The following is an 18,680-nucleotide window of genomic DNA, read 5'->3' on the forward strand; positions in this document are numbered from 1 at the left end:
ACGACCCCTTTGTATCGAGTCAGCCCATATTTCACGTGAATCGTAGGCCGGCTCGATACTTTCGGGCCGGCTCGACGACGGACCGGGCCGACCGACGGATCGGGCCGACCGACGGATCGGGCCGACCGACGGCCGAGACCGAGCCAAGATCGGGCGCGAACCCGACGTATGCTGGGGTGGTAGCGCGACTGTCGCGGCGGCACCGCAGCCGCCCGGCATGCAGGGAGGCGTCATGTCGGATACGTTCAAGCACACGATCGGGATACTCGCAGCGGGGCTCGTCGCCTTCGCCGCTGTCGGGGGAGCCTACGTGCTCACCGAGCCGGATCGGGATCCGCAGAGCCCCGTCCACGTGGACGACTCGGGGCACGAACCGCCCGAAGAGCCGCAGAAGGATCCCGCGCACTCCGATGACCCGGCCGAGGCGTTCCTCGGCCGGTGGCAGGCCCCGCCGCCTGCCAATCAGGACGCGTTCGTCGAGTTCACCGCGTACGGGCTGTGGTTCGCCTCCGACGGCTGCAACCGTGCAGAGGGCACGTGGGCGGTCACCGCCGAGGGAGACTTCCGTACGAATGACGGCGGTGTGCTCACCCAGATCGGGTGCGACAACGTGCCGATCCCGAGCGCGGTATGGGCGGCGGAATCGGCCGAGCTCGGAGACGGAGAACTCACGCTCATCGACGGCGAGGGCACCGCTTTCGAACTGGTGCGGGCGCGCGACGGGGGCACCACCCTTGCAGGCCGATGGGTCACCGAGGACGAGCGGAGCACCGGCGACTCCTTCGTCGAACTCCGCGAAGACGGCACCTGGACCGGCTCGGACGGCTGCAACAGCGCTGCAGGCAACTGGAAAGCCCACGCGAGCGAGGACTACAACGGGGGTGTTTTCGACGGGGGCGCCGCCGGGGCCGCCGAAGCCGATGGAGCCGCGCTCATCCCCGGGGTCATCGAGGTGGAGCTGACCTCCGGCATGACCGAGATGAGCTGCGACACCATCGACACCATCAATCTCCCGATGCGGCTCTCCGAGGCCGACGGTTTCGCACTCGGCGACGGCGGCAAGCTCATGATCACCGACAGCGCCGCTCCTGATCCGGCCGAGTGGGAGTCGTTGACGCTCGTGCGCGCGAACTGAGGCGGCGCCCGTCAGCCCTGCTGCAGCGCCGAGGCGATGATGCGGTGCGCGGGGAGGATGCTGCGGCGCTCATCATCGGCATCGACCGCACCCTCCACGAGGTCGACGAAGTGCTCGAACTGCGCGGCGAGCGGTTCGAGGCCCGAGACCTCGGGCACCTCGATCTCGGTCATCTGCTTGAAACCGGCGCGATCGTTGGTGCTCTCGATGTTGGTGTGGCGGTACTTGGTGACACTGCGCAGCAGCAGGTCGACCTCGACCATGGAGTCGAGCGACTGGATGGTGAGCTTTCGCACCTTGCGCTGCCCGACGCGGCTGGCGGAGGCGGAGGCGATGCCGTTGCCGGGGAAGCGCAGGGTCATGTCGATCACGTCTTCAGCGCCCTCGACCGACTCGGGGTGGAAGTAGCCGAGTTCGGCGTTGACCTTATCGGGGGTCTGCGATCCGAATATGCGCGAGATGAGGTCGGCGTCGTGCACGAGTACGTCCCACGCCACGCCGGTCTTGATGCGCGACCAGTAGGGCGAGTGCCGCTCGGCCCGCACGTAGACCGGCTCCTCGATGAGGGACTGCGCTGCGATGACCCCCGCGTTGTAGCGCTCGAGGAAGCCGCACTGCACCGGCACTCCGCGCTGCTCGGCGGTCGCGAGGATCTCTTCGGTCTGCTCGAGCGAGGGGCAGACCGGCTTCTCGATGAGCACCGGGATGCCGGCGTCGAGGATCTCCTTGGCGATGCCGTAGTGGTACTCGGTCGAGGCTGCGACCACCGCGGCGTCGGCCCGCTTCAGCGCCTCGCCGGCCTCGGGAAACCACTCGCCGCCGTACTGCTCTGCCGCGGCCCGTCCGTTCTGCTCGAAAGGATCGACGATCCCGACCAGATTGGCCCGAGCCGAAGACGAGACGATGCGGGCGTGATTGCGCCCCATCGATCCGGCGCCGAAGAGCACCACGTTCGGCTGAGCCATGAGCCATCTCCTAACGACGAGAGCGGCGCCATCCCGGCCGGGGCGGCGCGAACCACACCAGTTTACGAGATTCCCCCGGGTGCGCCCCGCCCCACCATCGCGGGATAGGATTGCCCGCATGCTGACCACCGGCCGAGCGGGGCTACTCGAAACGTGAACCGCAACACCCTGCCCCGCTGGGCGAATTCGATCATCGATCGCATCGCCGACTCGCCTGAGAGTGTCGTCGGTCGTCTCGCTGCGAAACGCCTCGGTCGGCCCGCTCCCGCCGGGAGCGTACCGACGACCTCCTTCGACGACCGCCCCACGAGAGTGCTCATCGCTCCGGTGAACTACTCGGGGCAGGGACGGGCGTGGGCGGCGGCCCTCGAAGCGGCTGACGCCTCGATCTCGGCCAGAAACATGGCGATCGATGTGCCCGGCGGGTTCTCCTTCGATGCCGACCTCGTGGTCCCCGTGGGCACCTACCACAACGATCCCGACTGGCAGCGGCGGCAGCTGGAGGCGGCGGCGAGCGCGACGCACGTGCTGGTAGAGGCGGAGGAACCTCCCTTCGGGCGTTTGTTCGGTCGATCGGTGGCGGCGCAGGTCACGGCCCTGCTCGAGCGCGGCGTGAGCACGGCCTACCTCGGGCACGGCGTCGACGTCCGGCTGCCCTCGCGCCACATGGAGGCGAACGAGTGGTCCTACTTCCGCGATCCCTCCGTCTACTGGCCTCGAGCCGAAACCCTGGCATCCCGCAACATCGATCTCCTGCGCTCGAGCGGGCTGCCCCTCTTCGTGTCGACCCCGGATCTGTTGATCGATCTGCCCGAGGCCGTGTGGTGCCCGGTGGCGGTCGACCCGGAGCGCTGGAGCGCCCCGAGGAGGGAAGACTCTCCGGGTCGGCGGTTGAGAGTGGTGCACGCGCCCTCGATCGCCGCTGTGAAGGGCACCGCTCTGATCGTTCCGATACTCGAACGGCTCCATGCGGAGGGCGTGATCGAGTTCAGCCTGATCCAGGGTGTGCCCTCCGCGGAGATGCCTGCCAGGCTCGCAGCGGCCGACGTGGTGCTCGACCAGTTCCGGCTGGGCGCCTACGGCGTGGTCGCGTGCGAGGCGATGGCCGCGGGCTGCGTGGTGATGGGACACGTATCCGAGCAGGCCAGGGCGGCGGTGCGCGAGGCGAGCGGGCTGGATCTGCCGATCGTCGAGGCGACACCGGATACCCTGGAAGCCGAATTGCGGGCGTTGGCCGAGGTTCGCGATCTGGAGCCGCATCGCCTCGCCGGGCGGCGATTCGTACGCGAGTTGCACGACGGTCGAAGCGCGGCTCGCGCGCTGCTCGATCACTGGATCGCGCCGCAGAGCGGCCGGACACACGCGGATCCCCGCCCCGAACGAGAGGAGACGGATCATGCACCCGGTAGCTGAACGGCTCTGGCGCGCCATGCCCAAGATCGCGCAGGATACGATCGCGACCTCCGTCGACCGTGCTCGCGGCGTGAAGGCACCGCCCACCCCGCTTCCGGACCCGGCGAAGCCGTACCGCGTGCTCATCGGCCCGGTCAACTACGCCGGCCAGGGGCACCTGTGGGCGCGCGCGCTCGAATCGACGGGCCTCGTCTCGGCGAAGAACTACGTGCACTCGGGCAACAACCCGCTCGGTTACCCTGCCGACTTCACCATGAGCTGGCGCACCGCCGAGCACTCGCGCGCGTGGCAGAAGGACATGGTCGAGACGCTCTCGAACCACTACACGCACGTGTTCTTCGAGGCGTGCATGCCGGTCCTCGGCGGCCTCTTCAGGGGAGACATCCCGAAGCAGGTCGAATTGCTCGAGAGCCGCGGTCTGACGGTCGGCATGATCGGGCACGGCAACGAGATCCGGCTCCCGTCGGCGCACGTGGCGCGTGAGCCGTGGTCGCAGTTCCGCGACGGCGTCTGGGAGTCCGTCGACATCATCGAGCCCGTCGCGGCCGGCAATCTCGAACTGCTCGAACGACTGCAGCGGCCCACCTTCGTGTCGACGGCGGGCCTGCTCGAGGACGTGCCGTCGGCGAAGCTCATCGGCGTGATCGTCGACCCCGACCGCTGGGCCAACGACGAGCCGCTGCTCGTGCGGGATCGCATCAGGGTCGTGCACGCCCCCACCAATCCCAAGCTCAAGGGCACCACGCACGTCGCCCCGGTGGCTCGCAAGCTGCACGATGAGGGCGTGATCGAGTACGTCGAGCTGGAGGGTGTCCCCCACAGCGAGATGCCGCGAGTGTTCGCGGAGGCCGACGTGGTGCTCGACCAGTTCCGCGTCGGCGACTACGGAGTCGCCGCGTGCGAGACCATGGCAGCGGGCCGGGTGGTGCTCGCGCACGTCAGCGAGCAGGTGCGCGAGGAGGTCGAGCGGCAGGCCGGGATGCCGCTGCCGATCGCCGAGACCACACTCGATAGCGTCGAGGAGGTGCTGCGCGATATCGCCTCGATCGATGGCCGCGAGCGCTATCGGCGGATCGCCGCGCAGGGGCCCGAGTTCGTGCGCCGCCTGCACGACGGCCGCTTCTCGCGCGGCGTGCTCATGGATTTCATCGCGGGCACGGCGACCGCGGAATACGACGGATCCGGAAACCGGGGTTAGCGTGCGCTTCCTCATCGTCTCCCGCATCTACCGCCCCGAGCCCTCGGCCGCATCGTTCTTCCTCGGCGGCGTGGCCGATGCGCTCACGAGCGCGGGGCACGAGGTCGAGGTGCTCACCGCGAAGCCTCTGCCCGGTCAGGGCGAGGGTTCGCGCGGCGAGCGGATCAGGACCTTCCCGGTGCTGCGCGACGCGAGCGGTTACGTGCGCGGTTACGTGCAGTACATGAGCTTCGACATCCCGCTCGCGTTCCGGCTGCTGTTCGCGAAGCGCCCCGCGGCGGTGTTCGTGGAGCCGCCGCCCACCACCGGCGCGGTCGTGCGGGTGGTCTGCGCGATCCGCCGCATCCCCTACGTCTACGACGCCGCCGACATCTGGTCGGACGCGGCGGGCCACGCGACGAGTTCGGGGCTCGTGGTCAGGGTGCTGCGGTGGCTCGAGACGTTCGCGATGCGCGGTGCGGCCTCGATGGTCACGATCTCGCAGGGAGTCGTGGATCGCGTGCGCGCACTCGGGGTGCGGTCGCCGATCGCGGTGACCGGTTTCGGCGCCGACATCGAGGTGTTCGGATACGAGGATCGCGAGATCGAACGCACCTTCATCTACGCAGGCACCTACACTCCCCTCCACGGCGCCGAGGTGCTGGTCGACGCGTTCGCCGAGTTCTCTCGCACACATCCCGGGTATCGGCTGCGCTTCATCGGCAACAGCACCGAGCAGGAGTCCATGCGGCAGCGCGCAGAGAACCTCGGCATCGGCGCAGCGGTCGAGTTCGCGGAGGCGGTGCCGGCCGAGGAGCTGCGCCCGCAGCTGGCGTCGGCGCTCGCGAGCCTCGCGACGCTGCGGCCGGGCGGCGGCTACGAGTACGCGTTCACGTCGAAGGCGTACTCCTCGCTCGCGACGGGGTGCCCGGTCATCTTCGCCGGCCCGGGCCCCACTGCGCCGTTCATCGAGCGAGCCGCGGCCGAGGCGCCGGTGGGGGTCGCCGTCGACTATTCGCCGGCCGCGATCGCCGAGGCGATGCGGAACATCGCGGATCACCCGCGCACTCCGGCGCAGCGCCGGCAGGTGGCCGCGTGGACCGCCGCGCACCACTCCATGCGCTCGGTCAGCGAGCGCGTAGCCGACACGGTCGTACGCGTCGGCGGCGGGGCGGCAGCCGCCCACGGCGGCTCCGCTCCTGACGGCTCGGGCGAGAACCCCACCTCCGAAGGCCCGGCTGCCTCCGGCGAGCAGAAGACGAGACCGGGCATGAGCGGCTTCTTCGGCGCCATCGCGAACTGGGCGGTGAAGCATCGCTCCAAGATGCCGCGCTGGGCGCAGCGCACCATGGAGTCGGCGGCGCGCAACCCCGACGGTCTCGTCGGTCGGCTCGCCGGTCGGCTGCTGGGCGGTGGGTCGGCGCCCGTCACGACCGTGCCCGAGGCCGACGTGCGCGTCTACATCGCCCCCACGAACTACGCGGGTCAGGGACATCTCTGGGGCCGCGCGCTCGAGGCCGCGGACTCGCGGATCGCGGCGCGCAACATGGCGGTCGAGCTGCCCGGCGGCTTCGCGTTCCCCGCCGACACCCTGGTGCCGATCGCCGCGGTCAACGCATCATCGGAGTGGGCGGAGGCCGAGTGGGAAGCCGCGCGGCGCTTCACGCACGTGCTCGTCGAGGCCGAGCGCTCGATGTTCGGCAAGCGGTTCGGGCGCGATCTCGAGGCCGAGATCGCGGCGCTCGAGGCGGAGGGGATCTCCGTCGCGTTCCTCTGCCACGGAACCGATGTGCGCGATCCCGATCGCCACATGGAGCTCACCCCGTGGTCGCCCTATCTCGACGACCCGAGGGTCGACGACCTCCGCGAGGACGCCCGCGAGAACCTCGCACTGCTCGGGCGCCTGCCTCGCCCGACCTTCATCTCAACCCCTGATCTCGCCGTCGAGGTACCCTCGGCCTCGTGGTGTCCGGTGGTGGTCGACCCCGAGCGATTCGCGAGCGACGGGCCGGTGCTGACCGGCGGCCCCGCGCGCGTCATCCATGCGTCGAGCAATGCGGTGCAGAAGGGCAGCGACCGCATCGAGCCCGCTCTCGCGGAGCTCGTCGCCGAGGGACTGGTCGAGTACGAGCTCGTCATGGCCGTGCCGACGAGTGAGATGCCCCGTGTCTTCTCAGCCGCTGATATCGTGCTCGACCAGTTCAGGCTGGGCTCCTACGGGGTCGCCGCGTGCGAGGCGATGGCCGCCGGCAGGATCGTGGTGGGGCACGTGCTGCCCTTCGTGCGCGAGCGGGTGCTGCGCGACTTCGGGATCGAGCTGCCCATCGTCGAGGCGACCCCGGACACGCTCCGCGAGGTAGTCGAGGCGCTGATCCGGGATCCGGATCGCTCCAGGAGTATCGCCGCGGCAGGCCCCCCGTTCGTACGCAGGGTGCACTCGGGCGAGGCCAGCGCGCGAGCGCTCATCGACGGCTGGATCGAACGCTCTTCAGGGCGCTGACGCTCACTTCAGCTGCAGACCGGCCGGCCGCCTTTCGGTCGAGAGCCCGCTGCAGGCGTCCATTCTTCCCTCGAGCCGAGCGACGGAGATCTTCACCTCCGCGACGGAAAGCTTCACCTCGACGATCTCGTCGCGCACCCCGTCGATCTCGTCTCGCACCCCGTCGATCCGGTGGATCAACCAGCCGAATCCACCCGCGAGCGCAAGGATCAAACCGAGCGCGCTGAGCACGATCGTGATCATCTCACCGGACACGTACACACCTCCATTCTCACCCATGAGCGCGGGATCTCCAATGAATATACGACGCTCCGCTCCGGCGCGAAGCTGGAGAACAGAAACTGTGGATAACTGCCATGTACAGGCTCCTGTGAGCGACGTATCCGTGCCATATCAAGACCAGTAGTATGAGCGTCGTGAGCGAGCACACCGTCGACGTCATCATTCCCGTGCACTCGCCGGCACGGCCCGTGGCGCGCGCCGTCGCTTCGGTTCTCGACGCGACGGCCGCACCCGTGCGCGTGATCGTGGTCGCCCACAACACCGACCCCGAGAGCATCCGCGCCGCCCTCGGGGAGTTCGCGGATCACCCCGGAGTCGATCTGCTCGAACTGCACGACGGGATCCGCTCCCCCGCCGGCCCCCGCAACCACGGCATCGATCACGCCTCGGCACCCTACCTCTCGTTCCTCGACTCCGACGACACGCTGCGGCCCGGAGCGCTCGACTCCTGGCTCGCGTTCGCGTCGTCCGGGGCTGAGGCGGTGCTCGCGCGTATCGAGCGCGCGGGATCGGATGCACCGGATCCGCTGCCCCCGACCCGACCGGGGCGCACGCGGAACCTCGACCCCGTCATCGATCGGCTCCCCTACCGCAACGAGCCCGTCGGCCTCCTCTCCCGCACCCGTTTCGACGACCTCCGGTACACACCCGGTCTGGCCTCGGGTGAGGATCTCGAGCTCTCCGCGCGGATCTGGTTCAGCGGCGCCTCGATCGCCTACGATCGCCACGGGCCGGCCTACGTCTTCGGCGATGACGCGGAAGACCGGGTGACCGCGGTGCGGCGCAGCCTCGATGAGGACTTCGCCTTCCTCGAGGTCGTGGCCGAGGGAGAGTGGTTCCGCCGCCTGAGCCGCCGTCAGCGGCGAGTGTTCGGGGTGAAGGTGTTCAGGCTCCACTTCTTCGACGCGGTGCTCGCCCGGTTGCACGGCGAGGGAGGGCTCGCGGCGCACCGCCAGGAGTTCGCGGCGCTGGTGCGGCGCATCGAGGGCATGGCGCCCGGATCCCTCGCCCTCCTCTCCCGCCGCGATCGAGCCGCGATCGACGCGACCCTGAGCCACGACTCCGACGCCGCGCTCGTGATGTCGCTGCTCGAGGCGCGCTGGCTCGGCGGCGTCGACGCGATCCTGACCCGCAATCCCCTGCTCTCGCTGCACCGCCAGGGGCCGCGTCGTACCCTGCGCGATATGACGGTGTGAGGGTCGCTCCCGCCGGTTCACGTCGCGGAGGGCACTAGCATCGAAGCATGACCGAGCCGCTCGTCGACCTCACCATCGCCGTCCACTCGCGCACTCGACCCGTCGCCCGCGCCGCCGCCTCGGTGCTCGACCACACCCGGGCGCCCGTGCGCGTGAACGTCGTCGCGCACAACATCGACCCCGAGATCATTCGCGAGAACCTCGGAGCGTACGCCGACGATCCCCGGCTGCGCCTGCTGCACCTCGCCGACGGCATCCACTCGCCGGCCGGCCCGATGAACCACGGCTTCGCCTCGTCGACGGCGCCGTTCATCTCGCTGATGGGCTCCGACGACGAGCTCGCCCCGGGCGCCGTCGACTCCTGGCTCGCGCTGCAGCGCGAGACCGGCGCCGACGCCGTGCTCGCCCGCATTCGGCTCGCGACGGGATCGACCGACCCCTACCCTCCCGTGCGCGGCGGACGACGCACCCGCCGGCTCCACCCCCGCAAGGACCGCCTCGCCTACCGCAGTGCGCCCCTCGGCCTCATCAGCAGGGAGCGCTTCGGGGAGCTCCGGCTTACCGAGGGCCTCGCATCGGGTGAGGATCTCACGTACTCGCTCACCGTCTGGTTCACCAGCGGCGCACTGGCCTACGATCTCGACGGCCCGGCCTACGTCATCAACGACGACGCCGGCGACCGCGTCACCTTCTCGGCTCGCCCCGTCGCGCAGGATTTCGCGTTCATGGACGAGCTGGAGAGCCTGCCATGGTTCGCGGAGGCTCCCCTCGCGGATCGCACCTCGATCATCGCGAAGCTCGTGCGCATCCATGTCTTCGACGCGATCCTCGCCCGAGTGCGCACCGCGGAAGACCTCGCCGAGCACCGCGAGGAGCTGCTCGGCCTGCTCCATCACTTCCAACGGCTGGCCCCCCGGGTGGGACGGCTGCTCTCGCGGGCCGACCACGCGGTCTTCGACGCGCTGCGCGATCCCGCAGCCACCCCCGAGCGCATCATCGCCGCCCTCGAGGCGCGTCACGCCTACCTCTCCCCGGCTTCGCTGCTCACCCGCAACCTCTTCTACGCGCTGCATCCGCAGGCGCCGTTCCGCACGCTGTTCGCCGGTTACCGCGTGATGAAGCGGGCCTGAAGCCGTCGCCTTCGCCCTACTGCACCTCCCCCGCGAGACCGGCCAGCGCGACCTGCTCGCCGAACGCGGGGTGCTGGCGCGCGACCTCGGCGAAGGTGCCCTGCGCCACGATCACGCCCTCGTCGAGATAGCAGACGCGGTCGTAGTCCTTGATCGTGGAGAGGCGGTGCGCCACCGAGATGAGCGTCACCTCGCCCTGCAGCTGCTTGATCGACTTCGTCACCTCGTCCTCGGTCTTCGTGTCGAGCGAGCTCGTGGCCTCGTCGAGCACCAGCACGAGCGGGTCGGTGTAGAGCGCGCGGGCGATCCCGAGCCGCTGCTGCTGCCCGCCCGAGAGCGAGACGCCGCGCTCGCCGATGCGCTCGTCGATGCCGTTCGCACGGTCGGCGATGAGCGACCCGAGCTGCGCGCGCTTCAGCGCGTACTCCACGCGGTCGCGATCGATCTCGGCGTCGGTCCAGGTGAGCGCCACGTTCTGCGCGATGCTGCCGTCGAACAGCGCCACTCGCTGCGGCACGTAGCCGACGCGGCCGCGCCACTGCCGCAGCACCGACCGCAGGGGCTCGCCGTCGAGTTCGATGGCGCCCGATGAGGGCTGGCTGAGACCGAGCAGCAGGTCGATGAGGGTCGACTTGCCGGCACCCGAGGGGCCGACGATGCCGACCGAGCTGCCGAGCGGGATCTCGAGGGACATGCCGCGGATCACGTCGGCGTCGGCGCCCGGGTACCGGAAGCGCACGTCGTCGAGACGCAGCCGCTTCGGGCGTTCCGCGAGTTCGGCGGTGTCGGCCGGCGTCTGCGAGGTCTCCATGTCGCGCTCGGCGGCAATGAGGTCGCCCACGACGTCGTTCGCGCCCGGAATGCTGGCGGTAGCCTGCACGATGCCGCCCTGCAGCCCCGTGATCGCCGGGATGAGGCGCACGCCCGCCACGGCGAACGCGGCCACGGCGGTGAGCGCCGCGGTCATGCCGCCCTGGAAATACGCGAAACCGCCGATGAGCACGATGCCGCCGATGAGGGCGGCCTCGAACGCGAAACCGGGCAGGATGCCGAGGAACGAGCCGTTGGCGCGCGCCCGAGTGCTGTGGCGGCGGTTGTCGGTCACGAGATCCGCCACCTCGCTCAACCGATTGCGCAGACTGAGCTCCTTGAGCGCCTCGATCATCTCTGTCATGAGGTTCGCCACGCGGTAGCTGTAGTCGAGGTTCACCTGGCCCGCCTCGAGCGCCTTCCTCGTGACGACGAAGTGCACGAGCAGGGTGACGAGCGACAGGTAGACGAGGGCGATCGCCGAGGTCGCGGGGTTCGAGACCACGAGCGCGCCGAGGGCGAACAGGAAGGTGAAGAGGAAGCTCGGCAGGCGCATGATCGGCAGGATGAAGCCGGCCATGGTGTTCGCGATGCCGGCGTCGGCGATGCGCGTGATCTCGGCGACGGAGCGCTTCGAGCGCTCTTCCCAGCTCGAGCCGATGTACGCCCGGAACAGACGGTCGCCGATCGCGAGCTCGTACTGCGCGAAGCGCCGCGTCGCGAACCACTGGAGCACGATGTTCAGCACCGACTTCGTCACCATGAGCGCGAGCGAGATGAGCACGAGCACGGGAGCGACCTCTGGTGAGAGGGCGCCGATCACCGGCAGCTTGATCGGCGCTCCCGTGATGGCGGGCTGGATCACGATCATGAGCATCGTGATCCCGATCGCGTCGAGGATCGTGATGACGCTCGTCACCGCCATGTACATGGCGAAGTAGCGCTGCGCGCCCTTGGGGAGGAGCGGGAGGAGCTGCCGGAGGGTGATCCAGATCTGTTTCATGCGGTGAGGATCAGGCGCCGGCGTTCACCACGGCGGTGACGGCCGCGACGATGCGCTCGAGGTCGCCCTCGGTGAGCGAGGGGTGCACGGGCAGCGAGAGCACCTCGCGCGCTGCGCGCTCGGTCTCGGGGAGGTCGAGGCCGGGCGCGAACTTCGTCAGCGAGGGCAGGCGGTGATTCGGGATCGGATAGTAGACGCCCGATCCGACCCCGTACTCCTCCTTGAGTGCGGTGTGGATGCGGTCGCGCTCGCCCGCGTCGAGACGCACGGTGTACTGGTGGTAGACGTGCACGGCCCCCTCGGCGACCTTCGGGGTCTGCACGCCGGCGAGACCGGCGAGCCCCTCGTTCAGCGCGGCGGCGTTGCGCTGCCGCTGCGCGGTCCAGCCATCGACCTTCGTGAGCTGCACGCGCCCGATCGCGGCGTGGATATCGGTCATGCGGGCGTTGAAGCCGATGACCTCGTTCTCGTACTGCTTCTCCATGCCCTGGTTGCGCAGCAGACGCACGTTGCGGGCGATCTCGCCGTTCGCGCACGACACCATGCCGCCCTCGCCGGACGTCATGTTCTTCGTCGGGTACAGGCTGAACATGGCGAAGTCGCCGATGGTGCCGACCGGGCGGCCGTTCCAGGAGGCGCCGTGCGCCTGTGCCGCGTCCTCGTAGATCGCGAGGCCGTGCTCGCGGGCGATCGCCTCGATCCGGTCGACCAGGAACGGGTGACCGTAGAGGTGCACGGGCATGATGCCCTTCGTGCGCGGGGTGATGGCCGCGCGCACCGCCTCAGGGTCGAGGGTGAAGTAGTCCGGCTCGATGTCGACGAACACGGGAGTCGCACCCGTGAGCGCCACCGAGTTGCCAGTCGCCGCGAAGGTGAAGGAGGGCACGATGACCTCGTCGCCGGGACCGACCCCCGCTGCGATCAGGCCGAGGTGCTGACCGCTGGTGCCCGAGTTCACCGCGACCACGTCGCGGCCCCCGACGAAGTGGTCGGCGAACTCCCGCTCGAACGAGGCCACCTCGGGGCCCTGCGCGATCATGCCCGAGCGCAGCACCCGATCGACTGCCTCTCGCTCCTCGTCGCCGACGATCGGCTTGGCTGCGGGAATGAAGTCGGTCGACATAGAAACACACCTTTCGCGCGCCCCAGAAAGCGCGCTAGTCCTATCTGTCAGAATACATGTATGTCCCTCGAACCTGCGGGTGAGCGCCCCCCTGCCGCCGACACCTGGGTGGTCATTCCGCTGTACAACGAGGCGACCGTGATCGCGGAGGTGGTGCGGGGGTTGCTGCCCCTGTTTCCGCAGGTCGTGTGCGTCGACGACGGGTCCCGCGACGGCTCCGGGGCCATCGCCGGCGCCGCGGGCGCGCACCTCGTCACCCACCCGATCAATCTCGGTCAGGGCGCTGCCCTGCAGACGGGTTTCGAGTACGCGCTCGAGCGCGGGGCGCGCTATGTGGTCACGTTCGACGCCGACGGCCAGCATCGCGTCGAAGACGCAGCGGCGATGCTCGAGCGGGCCCGAGCGGAGGATCTGGCGATCGTGTTCGGATCCCGATTCCTCGACGACCGCACCGACCCCGGCGTGCTCAAGAGGATCGTGCTGAAGACCGCCGTCTGGGTGACCAATCTCACGACGCACACGCGCCTCACCGACGCCCACAACGGGCTGCGCGTGATCCGCGACGACGCGCTGCGCATGATCAAGCTGAGGCAGGATCGAATGGCGCACGGCACCGAGATCGTCGTGCAGCTCGGCAAGACCGGCCTGCCCTACGCCGAGCAACCCGTCGAGGTCATCTACAGCGACTACTCGAAGGCCAAGGGGCAGTCGCTGCTCAACTCCGTGAACATCCTCGTGGACCTCATCATCCGTTAGGCGCCCCATGACTCTCTTCCAGCTCCTGCTCATCGTGGCGGTCTTCGTGGCGGCGGCGTTCGCCCTGCGATTCATCCCGGGCGAGCGCTCCCTCGCCCTCAAACGCCTCTTCGCCATCGTCTTCGTCGTCGCGGCTGTCGCCGCGATCCTCTTCCCCGGCATGCTCACGCACGTCGCGCACTTCTTCGGCATCGGTCGCGGCACCGACCTGCTGCTCTACCTCTTCATCGTGGCGCTGATCGCATTCGCGGTCGCGGTCGTGCGCGCGAAGGCCCGCACCGATGCCAGGGTCACCGACCTCGCGCGAGCGGTCGCACTCATGGAGGCGCGCATCCGCGAGCAGAACGACCGTCGGGACGGCGACGAGGGCGCCGCCCCGTGATGGCCTGGCTCTCGCTCGCCGCCGCGTCCCTGATCGCCGTCGCGATCATCGCCGTGCTCGGCGCCCCGGCGGCGCTCGCGCTCCGCCTGCGCGGGTTCACCGCGGCCGTCGTGGCGATCCCCGCGGGATTCGCGGCCCTCGCGCTCGCGAGCATCGCAGCCCCGTTCACCGGACTCGGCTGGTCGCTGCTACCGGCCCTCGGCTGCGCGCTCGCGCTCGCGCTCGTACTGCTCGTGCTCCGCCGGTGGATCGGCCCCGTCCGCGCGGACGGCGCCGGATCCTTCGCGAGATCCTTCTGGCTGCCGGTCGGAGCGGCCGCCGTCGGCGGAGGCGCGATCGCGCTCTCAGTGCTCGCGGGGCTCGGATCCCCCGGAGCGGTGTCTCAGACCTTCGACGCGATCTTCCACCTCAACGAGGTGCGCGACATCCTCGATTCGGGGTCGGCGACGCCACTGGCCGTGGATCTCATCTCTCCGGGAGCACCGGTCTTCTACCCGACGCTCTGGCACGCCTACGTCGCGCTCGTGGCGCAGCTGAGCGGCGCCACGATCCCGCTCGCGACCAACGGCGCGCTTCTCGCCGTCGCCGCCGTGGTCTGGCCGATCGGCGCCGTCGCCCTCGGGCGCGCGATCGGCGGCCCGAGCACGCGGGTGACCGCGATCTCGGGGGCGCTCTCGGCGGCGTTCGCGAACTTCCCGCTGTTCCTCACGGGCTACGGGGTGCTCTACCCCAACCTGCTCTCGCTCGCGCTGCTGCCGTTCCTGTTCGTGGCGGTGCTGCAGCTGCTGAACCTGGGCCCCGCCCGCCGGGCGATGCCGCTGCAGAGCGCGACCCGCTGGTTGCTGCTGCTCGGTGCGCTCGGGGCCGCCGTGCTCGCGCACCCCAGCGCGCTCCACACTCTGCTGGTGTGGGCCGCATTCCCGGTGCTGTTCGCGGCGGTGCGCGCCTGGCGCGGGGGTGCTGTCGCCGGGTCCGGCGGCCAGCGCGCGTCGAGCCGGTTCCCCCGTTGGGCGCGCAGCGTCGGCGCCGCGATCGGGGTGATCGCCTTCGTCGCGTTCGCCGCCGTGGCGTGGATCGCGGGGCGTACCAGCGATAACAAGTGGGAGGGCTTCTACGGACCGAAGCGAGCCGCCCTCGAGATCCTCGGGGGCACGCCATACCTGGAGGGCCACGCCTGGGCGGTCTCCGCGCTCGTGCTGCTCGGCACCGCGCTCGCCTGGCGCTTCCGGCCGCTGCGCTGGGCCGTCGGCAGCGCAGCGGCTCTCGCTGTGTTCTACCTCATGGCAGACGGCTTCCCGTCCTCCGACTGGCGCACGCTCTTCCTGAACCCCTGGTACAACGACCCCCGCAGGCTCGCCTCGCTCGTGCCCTTCGGCGCCTTCCCGCTGGCCATGCTCGGCGCATCAGCCGGGTGGGCCATGCTCAGGCCGGGCCTGCGGCGTCTCTCCGCATCGTTCTCGGCCCGCCCCCGCCGAGCAGCGCGGGGCCTGACAGCCGCAGCTCTCGTCTTCCTCGTCGCGCTGGGGCAGGCGGGCAGCGACTCGGCACTGCGAGAGGTGCAGGTGCGCTACGACGCAGAGAAGGGCACGTCGCTCAGCACCGACGAGCTGCGACTCCTCGAGCGTCTGCCCTCGGAGGTGCCCGAGGACGCGCTGATCGCGAACAATCCGCTCAACGGCAGCGCCCTGGCATACGCGCTGGCCGATCGCTCGGTGTTCTTCCCCCACGCCAACGGCACCTACGATCCGCGCTACTACGAGTTCGTCGGCGCCCTCGTGCCCGACCCCGCGGCCGCCTGCGCGCTCTCGGCCGAGGTCGGCGTCGAGTACGTGCTCGACTTCGGTACCGATTACATCTTCGAGAACGATCCGACGCGCGAGGGGCCCTTCGAGCAGATGAAGGGTCTCGAACGCTCCCCGATCCTCACCGAGATCGACCGCGAGGGAGAGGCGGCGCTCTACCGCGTCTCCTGCTGAGGAGCGCGCGGCGCGCGCACTAAGCTCGATGCCATGAGCGATATCAGCCCCCACGCGGTCATCGGCGAGGGCGTCACCCTCGGCAGCAACGTGAAGATCGGGCCGGGGGCCGTGGTCCTCGGCCCCTGCACGATCGAGGACGACGTCTGGATCGGGCCGGGGGCCCAGATCGGCGCTCCGCCCGAGATGTCGAACCTGCCCCAGAACGCCGCCTGGAGCGGCGACCTGCAGCACGCGGGGGTGCGCATCCGGTCGGGCGCGGTGATCCGCGAGGGGGCCGTGATCCATCAGGGCACCTACCGGGAGACCGCCGTGGGTGCCCGCAGCTGGGTGCTGAATCGCGCCTACCTGGCTCACGACGTGCTCCTGGGCGACGATGCGACCGTCTCGGCCGGTGTCTCGATCGGCGGCCACTGCATGATCGGGGATCGGGTGAACATCGGCATGAACGCCGTCGTGCACCAGCGCCGCATCATCGCCCCCGGCGCCATGGTCGGCATGGGCACCCCCGTCACCCGCGATGTGCCCCCGTTCGCGAAGGTCTACGGCACGCCGCCCCGCCTCGCGGGCGTGAACGCGGTGGGTCTCGAGCGAGCCGGGCACGATCCCCGCCTCGCCGAGGTGCTGCTCGCGCGCTACCGCTCGGGGGATCTCCTCACCGATGCTGATCCGGGATCGTCGGAGCTCGGAACGCTGAGCGGCATCGCGACCTGGTGGGCCTCCCAAGCCGGACTGCGCCCGGTGGCCACCGCCCTGGCCTCTTGAGCAGACGCCCTGGATGAAGAGGTAAACTTCACGTTCGTGACCCAATACTCAGCGCTCAACGATCCCGAGTTCGACACTCCGGGTAAGAGCAAGGGGCTCATCGATGTATTCCGCCATCGGTATCTGCTGTCGCTGCTCCTCAACAAGGGGATCGCGACGCGATACTACGGCTCGGTGCTCGGCTGGGTCTGGTCGTACATCCGCCCCGGCGCCCAGTTCCTCATGTACTACCTCGTCATCGGGGTCATCATGCAGGCCCACCGCGACATCGCGTTCTTCCCCATCTATCTGTTCGCGGGGATCGTCGCCGTCAACCTGTTCGGAGAGGTGCTGCGCAACACCACGAGCGCCATCGTCGACAACCGCGCCCTCGTGCAGAAGATCTATCTGCCGCGCGAACTGTTCCCCGTCTCCGCCGTCGGCGTCGCCCTCGTCCACTTCCTCCCGCAGGCGGTGCTGCTGCTCGTGGTGGTGCTGCTGTGCGGTTGGACGGTCAGCTGGCTGCAGGTCCTCGCCTTCATCATCGGCGTCGCGATCATCGTGCTGTTCGCGCTCGGCCTGGGCCTGTTCTTCGGAGCGATCAACGTCGCGTACCGCGACGCGAGGAACTTCGTCGACCTCATCCTCATGTTCTCCACCTGGGCATCCCCGGTGCTGTACTCGTGGACCATGGTGTACGAGCGGGCGCCCTCGTGGCTCTACCACCTGTTCATGGCGAACCCGATGACCACCGCGGTAGAGCTCTTCCACGACGTCTTCTGGCATCCGCTGGCCCCCGACGTGCCGAGGCCCGGCGACCTCCTGATCAACACGTTCATCGGCATCGGCCTGACGATCTTCACGCTCGTGCTCGGCCAGTTCGTATTCCGCAAGCTGGAGGGGTCCTTTGCCCAACGCCTCTGACCACGAAGACAACCGCAAGCCGGCGATCGTCTTCGAAGACGTCTGCAAGTCCTTCAACATCAACCACACGCACTCCTTCAAGGAGTCGTTCGTGGCCTGGTTGAAGCGCAAGCAGCTCAAGACGAGCTTCAACGCGGTCGATCACCTCAGCCTCCAGGTCGCCGAGGGCGAGTCGATCGCGATCATGGGCCGGAACGGCTCGGGCAAATCGACGACCCTCAAGCTGCTCTCCGGCGTGCTCCGCCCCGACCAGGGCTGGGTGCGCACCCGCGGTCGAATCGCGGGCCTCCTCGAGGTCGGCGCCGGCTTCCATCCCGACCTCTCAGGGCGGCAGAACGTCTACCTGAACGCGGCGATCCTCGGCATGTCGAAAGAGGAGACCGACGAGCGCTTCGAGAGCATCCTCGAGTTCTCCGAGATCGGGGAGTTCATCGACACCGAGGTGAAGCGGTACTCGTCGGGCATGTACGCCCGCCTCGGGTTCTCCGTCGCCGTGCACACCGAGGTCGACGTGCTGCTCGTCGACGAGGTACTCTCGGTCGGCGACGCGCAGTTCAGGCAGAAGTGCGACCAGAAGATGATGGAGATGCGCGAGCAGGGCAAGACGATGTTCATCGTCAGCCACAGCGTCTCCCAGGTGCGCCGCCTCTGCGAGCGGGGCGTCGTGCTCGACCACGGGCGCATCGTGTTCGACGGGCCGATCGAGGAGGCCGTGCTGCACCTCAACGGCGCGGCCGCCGACTCCTCGTCGGCCGACGACGACCGCTTCCCGATCACCGGCGACTTCGCCGAGGTCTACCTCGAGAAGCCCGGCAGGTTCGGCAAGCCCCTGGGCCCGCGGATCGAGACCGACGCCAACGGCGGCGGCTCGTACCAGGAGTTCCAGTGGGGCATCATCACTTCGTACCTCGACGGCGACGAGCGCCGCACCGTGGGCCTCACGAGAGACATCTTCCTCACCTCGTACCTCAAGCACGGCGGTCCGACGGGTCCGTGGGGCTACCTCGCCGGCCATCCGTACGGGGGGTGGCTCGAGGACGACAAGCCGCGGATGCTGGACTTCCAGAACGGAACGGCCACCTTCACCCTCGAGGACGGCCTCACCTTCGCTCCTCGAGAGCAGCCGGACGCGCAGCCCGCACCGTCCCTGAGCTGAAGAACGAC

At 69.4% G+C, this 18,680-nt stretch carries 16 protein-coding genes; 12 read left to right on the forward strand and 4 right to left on the reverse strand.

Going from position 1 to position 18,680, the window contains the following annotated elements:
• Nucleotides 1–232 precede the first annotated feature (232 nt).
• Nucleotides 233–1,135, forward strand: coding sequence for a hypothetical protein (locus AC0KXF_RS10580; protein WP_473109146.1), 903 nt, complete (start codon nucleotides 233–235; stop codon nucleotides 1,133–1,135).
• An 11-nt stretch (nucleotides 1,136–1,146) separates the two neighbouring features.
• Here the strand turns inward: AC0KXF_RS10580 and AC0KXF_RS10585 are convergent, their stop codons facing one another.
• Nucleotides 1,147–2,100, reverse strand: coding sequence for a Gfo/Idh/MocA family protein (locus tag AC0KXF_RS10585; RefSeq protein WP_473109147.1), 954 nt, complete (start codon nucleotides 2,098–2,100; stop codon nucleotides 1,147–1,149).
• A 153-nt stretch (nucleotides 2,101–2,253) separates the two neighbouring features.
• On the opposite strand from AC0KXF_RS10585, the gene AC0KXF_RS10590 reads away from it, so the two are divergent.
• The 3 genes from AC0KXF_RS10590 to AC0KXF_RS10600 are packed head-to-tail and all read left to right on the forward strand — an operon-like array spanning nucleotide 2,254 to nucleotide 7,190.
• Nucleotides 2,254–3,513: a glycosyltransferase family protein gene (locus AC0KXF_RS10590; RefSeq protein ID WP_473109148.1), complete on the forward strand. Its 1,260-nt coding sequence runs from the start codon at nucleotides 2,254–2,256 to the stop codon at nucleotides 3,511–3,513.
• Nucleotides 3,497–4,711 (forward strand): glycosyltransferase family protein, encoded by a 1,215-nt coding sequence (locus AC0KXF_RS10595; RefSeq protein ID WP_473109149.1) that lies wholly within the window; start codon nucleotides 3,497–3,499, stop codon nucleotides 4,709–4,711. Before AC0KXF_RS10590 ends, AC0KXF_RS10595 begins: the two co-directional genes overlap by 17 nt.
• A 1-nt stretch (nucleotide 4,712) precedes the next feature.
• Entirely contained in the window at nucleotides 4,713–7,190 is a 2,478-nt protein-coding gene (locus AC0KXF_RS10600) for a glycosyltransferase (protein WP_473109150.1), read from the forward strand.
• A gap of 3 nt (nucleotides 7,191–7,193) precedes the next feature.
• Here the strand turns inward: AC0KXF_RS10600 and AC0KXF_RS10605 are convergent, their stop codons facing one another.
• Nucleotides 7,194–7,445, reverse strand: coding sequence for a hypothetical protein (locus AC0KXF_RS10605; protein ID WP_473109151.1), 252 nt, complete (start codon nucleotides 7,443–7,445; stop codon nucleotides 7,194–7,196).
• Between the two features lie 161 nt (nucleotides 7,446–7,606).
• On the opposite strand from AC0KXF_RS10605, the gene AC0KXF_RS10610 reads away from it, so the two are divergent.
• Both AC0KXF_RS10610 and AC0KXF_RS10615 read left to right on the forward strand, forming a co-directional pair.
• Nucleotides 7,607–8,668, forward strand: a complete 1,062-nt coding sequence (locus AC0KXF_RS10610) for a glycosyltransferase family 2 protein (protein WP_473109152.1) — start codon at nucleotides 7,607–7,609, stop codon at nucleotides 8,666–8,668.
• Nucleotides 8,669–8,715: 47 nt separating this feature from the next.
• Entirely contained in the window at nucleotides 8,716–9,798 is a 1,083-nt protein-coding gene (locus AC0KXF_RS10615) for a glycosyltransferase (RefSeq protein ID WP_473109153.1), read from the forward strand.
• Nucleotides 9,799–9,814: 16 nt separating this feature from the next.
• On the opposite strand, the gene AC0KXF_RS10620 is transcribed toward AC0KXF_RS10615, so the two are convergent.
• Nucleotides 9,815–11,611: an ABC transporter ATP-binding protein gene (locus AC0KXF_RS10620; RefSeq protein WP_473109154.1), complete on the reverse strand. Its 1,797-nt coding sequence runs from the start codon at nucleotides 11,609–11,611 to the stop codon at nucleotides 9,815–9,817.
• A gap of 10 nt (nucleotides 11,612–11,621) precedes the next feature.
• On the reverse strand, nucleotides 11,622–12,734 hold the full coding sequence (locus tag AC0KXF_RS10625) for a DegT/DnrJ/EryC1/StrS family aminotransferase (protein ID WP_473109155.1): 1,113 nt from the start codon (nucleotides 12,732–12,734) through the stop codon (nucleotides 11,622–11,624).
• A gap of 60 nt (nucleotides 12,735–12,794) precedes the next feature.
• Here AC0KXF_RS10625 and AC0KXF_RS10630 point away from each other — a divergent pair, with 60 nt between their 5' ends.
• Genes AC0KXF_RS10630 through AC0KXF_RS10655 form a run of 6 tightly spaced genes read left to right on the forward strand, consistent with a single transcriptional unit; the run spans nucleotide 12,795 to nucleotide 18,672 of the window.
• The gene (locus tag AC0KXF_RS10630) at nucleotides 12,795–13,490 is read left to right on the forward strand and encodes a glycosyltransferase family 2 protein (protein WP_473109156.1); all 696 of its coding nucleotides are present in this window, start codon (nucleotides 12,795–12,797) and stop codon (nucleotides 13,488–13,490) included.
• Nucleotides 13,491–13,497: 7 nt separating this feature from the next.
• On the forward strand, nucleotides 13,498–13,872 hold the full coding sequence (locus AC0KXF_RS10635) for a DUF2304 family protein (RefSeq protein WP_473109157.1): 375 nt from the start codon (nucleotides 13,498–13,500) through the stop codon (nucleotides 13,870–13,872).
• Nucleotides 13,872–15,848 carry a DUF6541 family protein gene (locus tag AC0KXF_RS10640; protein WP_473109158.1) on the forward strand — a complete coding sequence of 659 codons (1,977 nt, stop codon included), beginning with the start codon at nucleotides 13,872–13,874 and terminating at the stop codon, nucleotides 15,846–15,848. The genes AC0KXF_RS10635 and AC0KXF_RS10640 overlap by 1 nt, the downstream gene beginning before the upstream one ends.
• Nucleotides 15,849–15,881: 33 nt before the next feature.
• Nucleotides 15,882–16,613 carry a DapH/DapD/GlmU-related protein gene (locus tag AC0KXF_RS10645; RefSeq protein ID WP_473109159.1) on the forward strand — a complete coding sequence of 244 codons (732 nt, stop codon included), beginning with the start codon at nucleotides 15,882–15,884 and terminating at the stop codon, nucleotides 16,611–16,613.
• Between the two features lie 36 nt (nucleotides 16,614–16,649).
• Entirely contained in the window at nucleotides 16,650–17,516 is an 867-nt protein-coding gene (locus AC0KXF_RS10650; protein ID WP_473109160.1) for an ABC transporter permease, read from the forward strand.
• The gene (locus tag AC0KXF_RS10655; protein ID WP_473109161.1) at nucleotides 17,500–18,672 is read left to right on the forward strand and encodes an ATP-binding cassette domain-containing protein; all 1,173 of its coding nucleotides are present in this window, start codon (nucleotides 17,500–17,502) and stop codon (nucleotides 18,670–18,672) included. The genes AC0KXF_RS10650 and AC0KXF_RS10655 overlap by 17 nt, the downstream gene beginning before the upstream one ends.
• Nucleotides 18,673–18,680 lie beyond the last annotated feature (8 nt).

It is taken from the genome of Leucobacter holotrichiae (assembly GCF_055791005.1).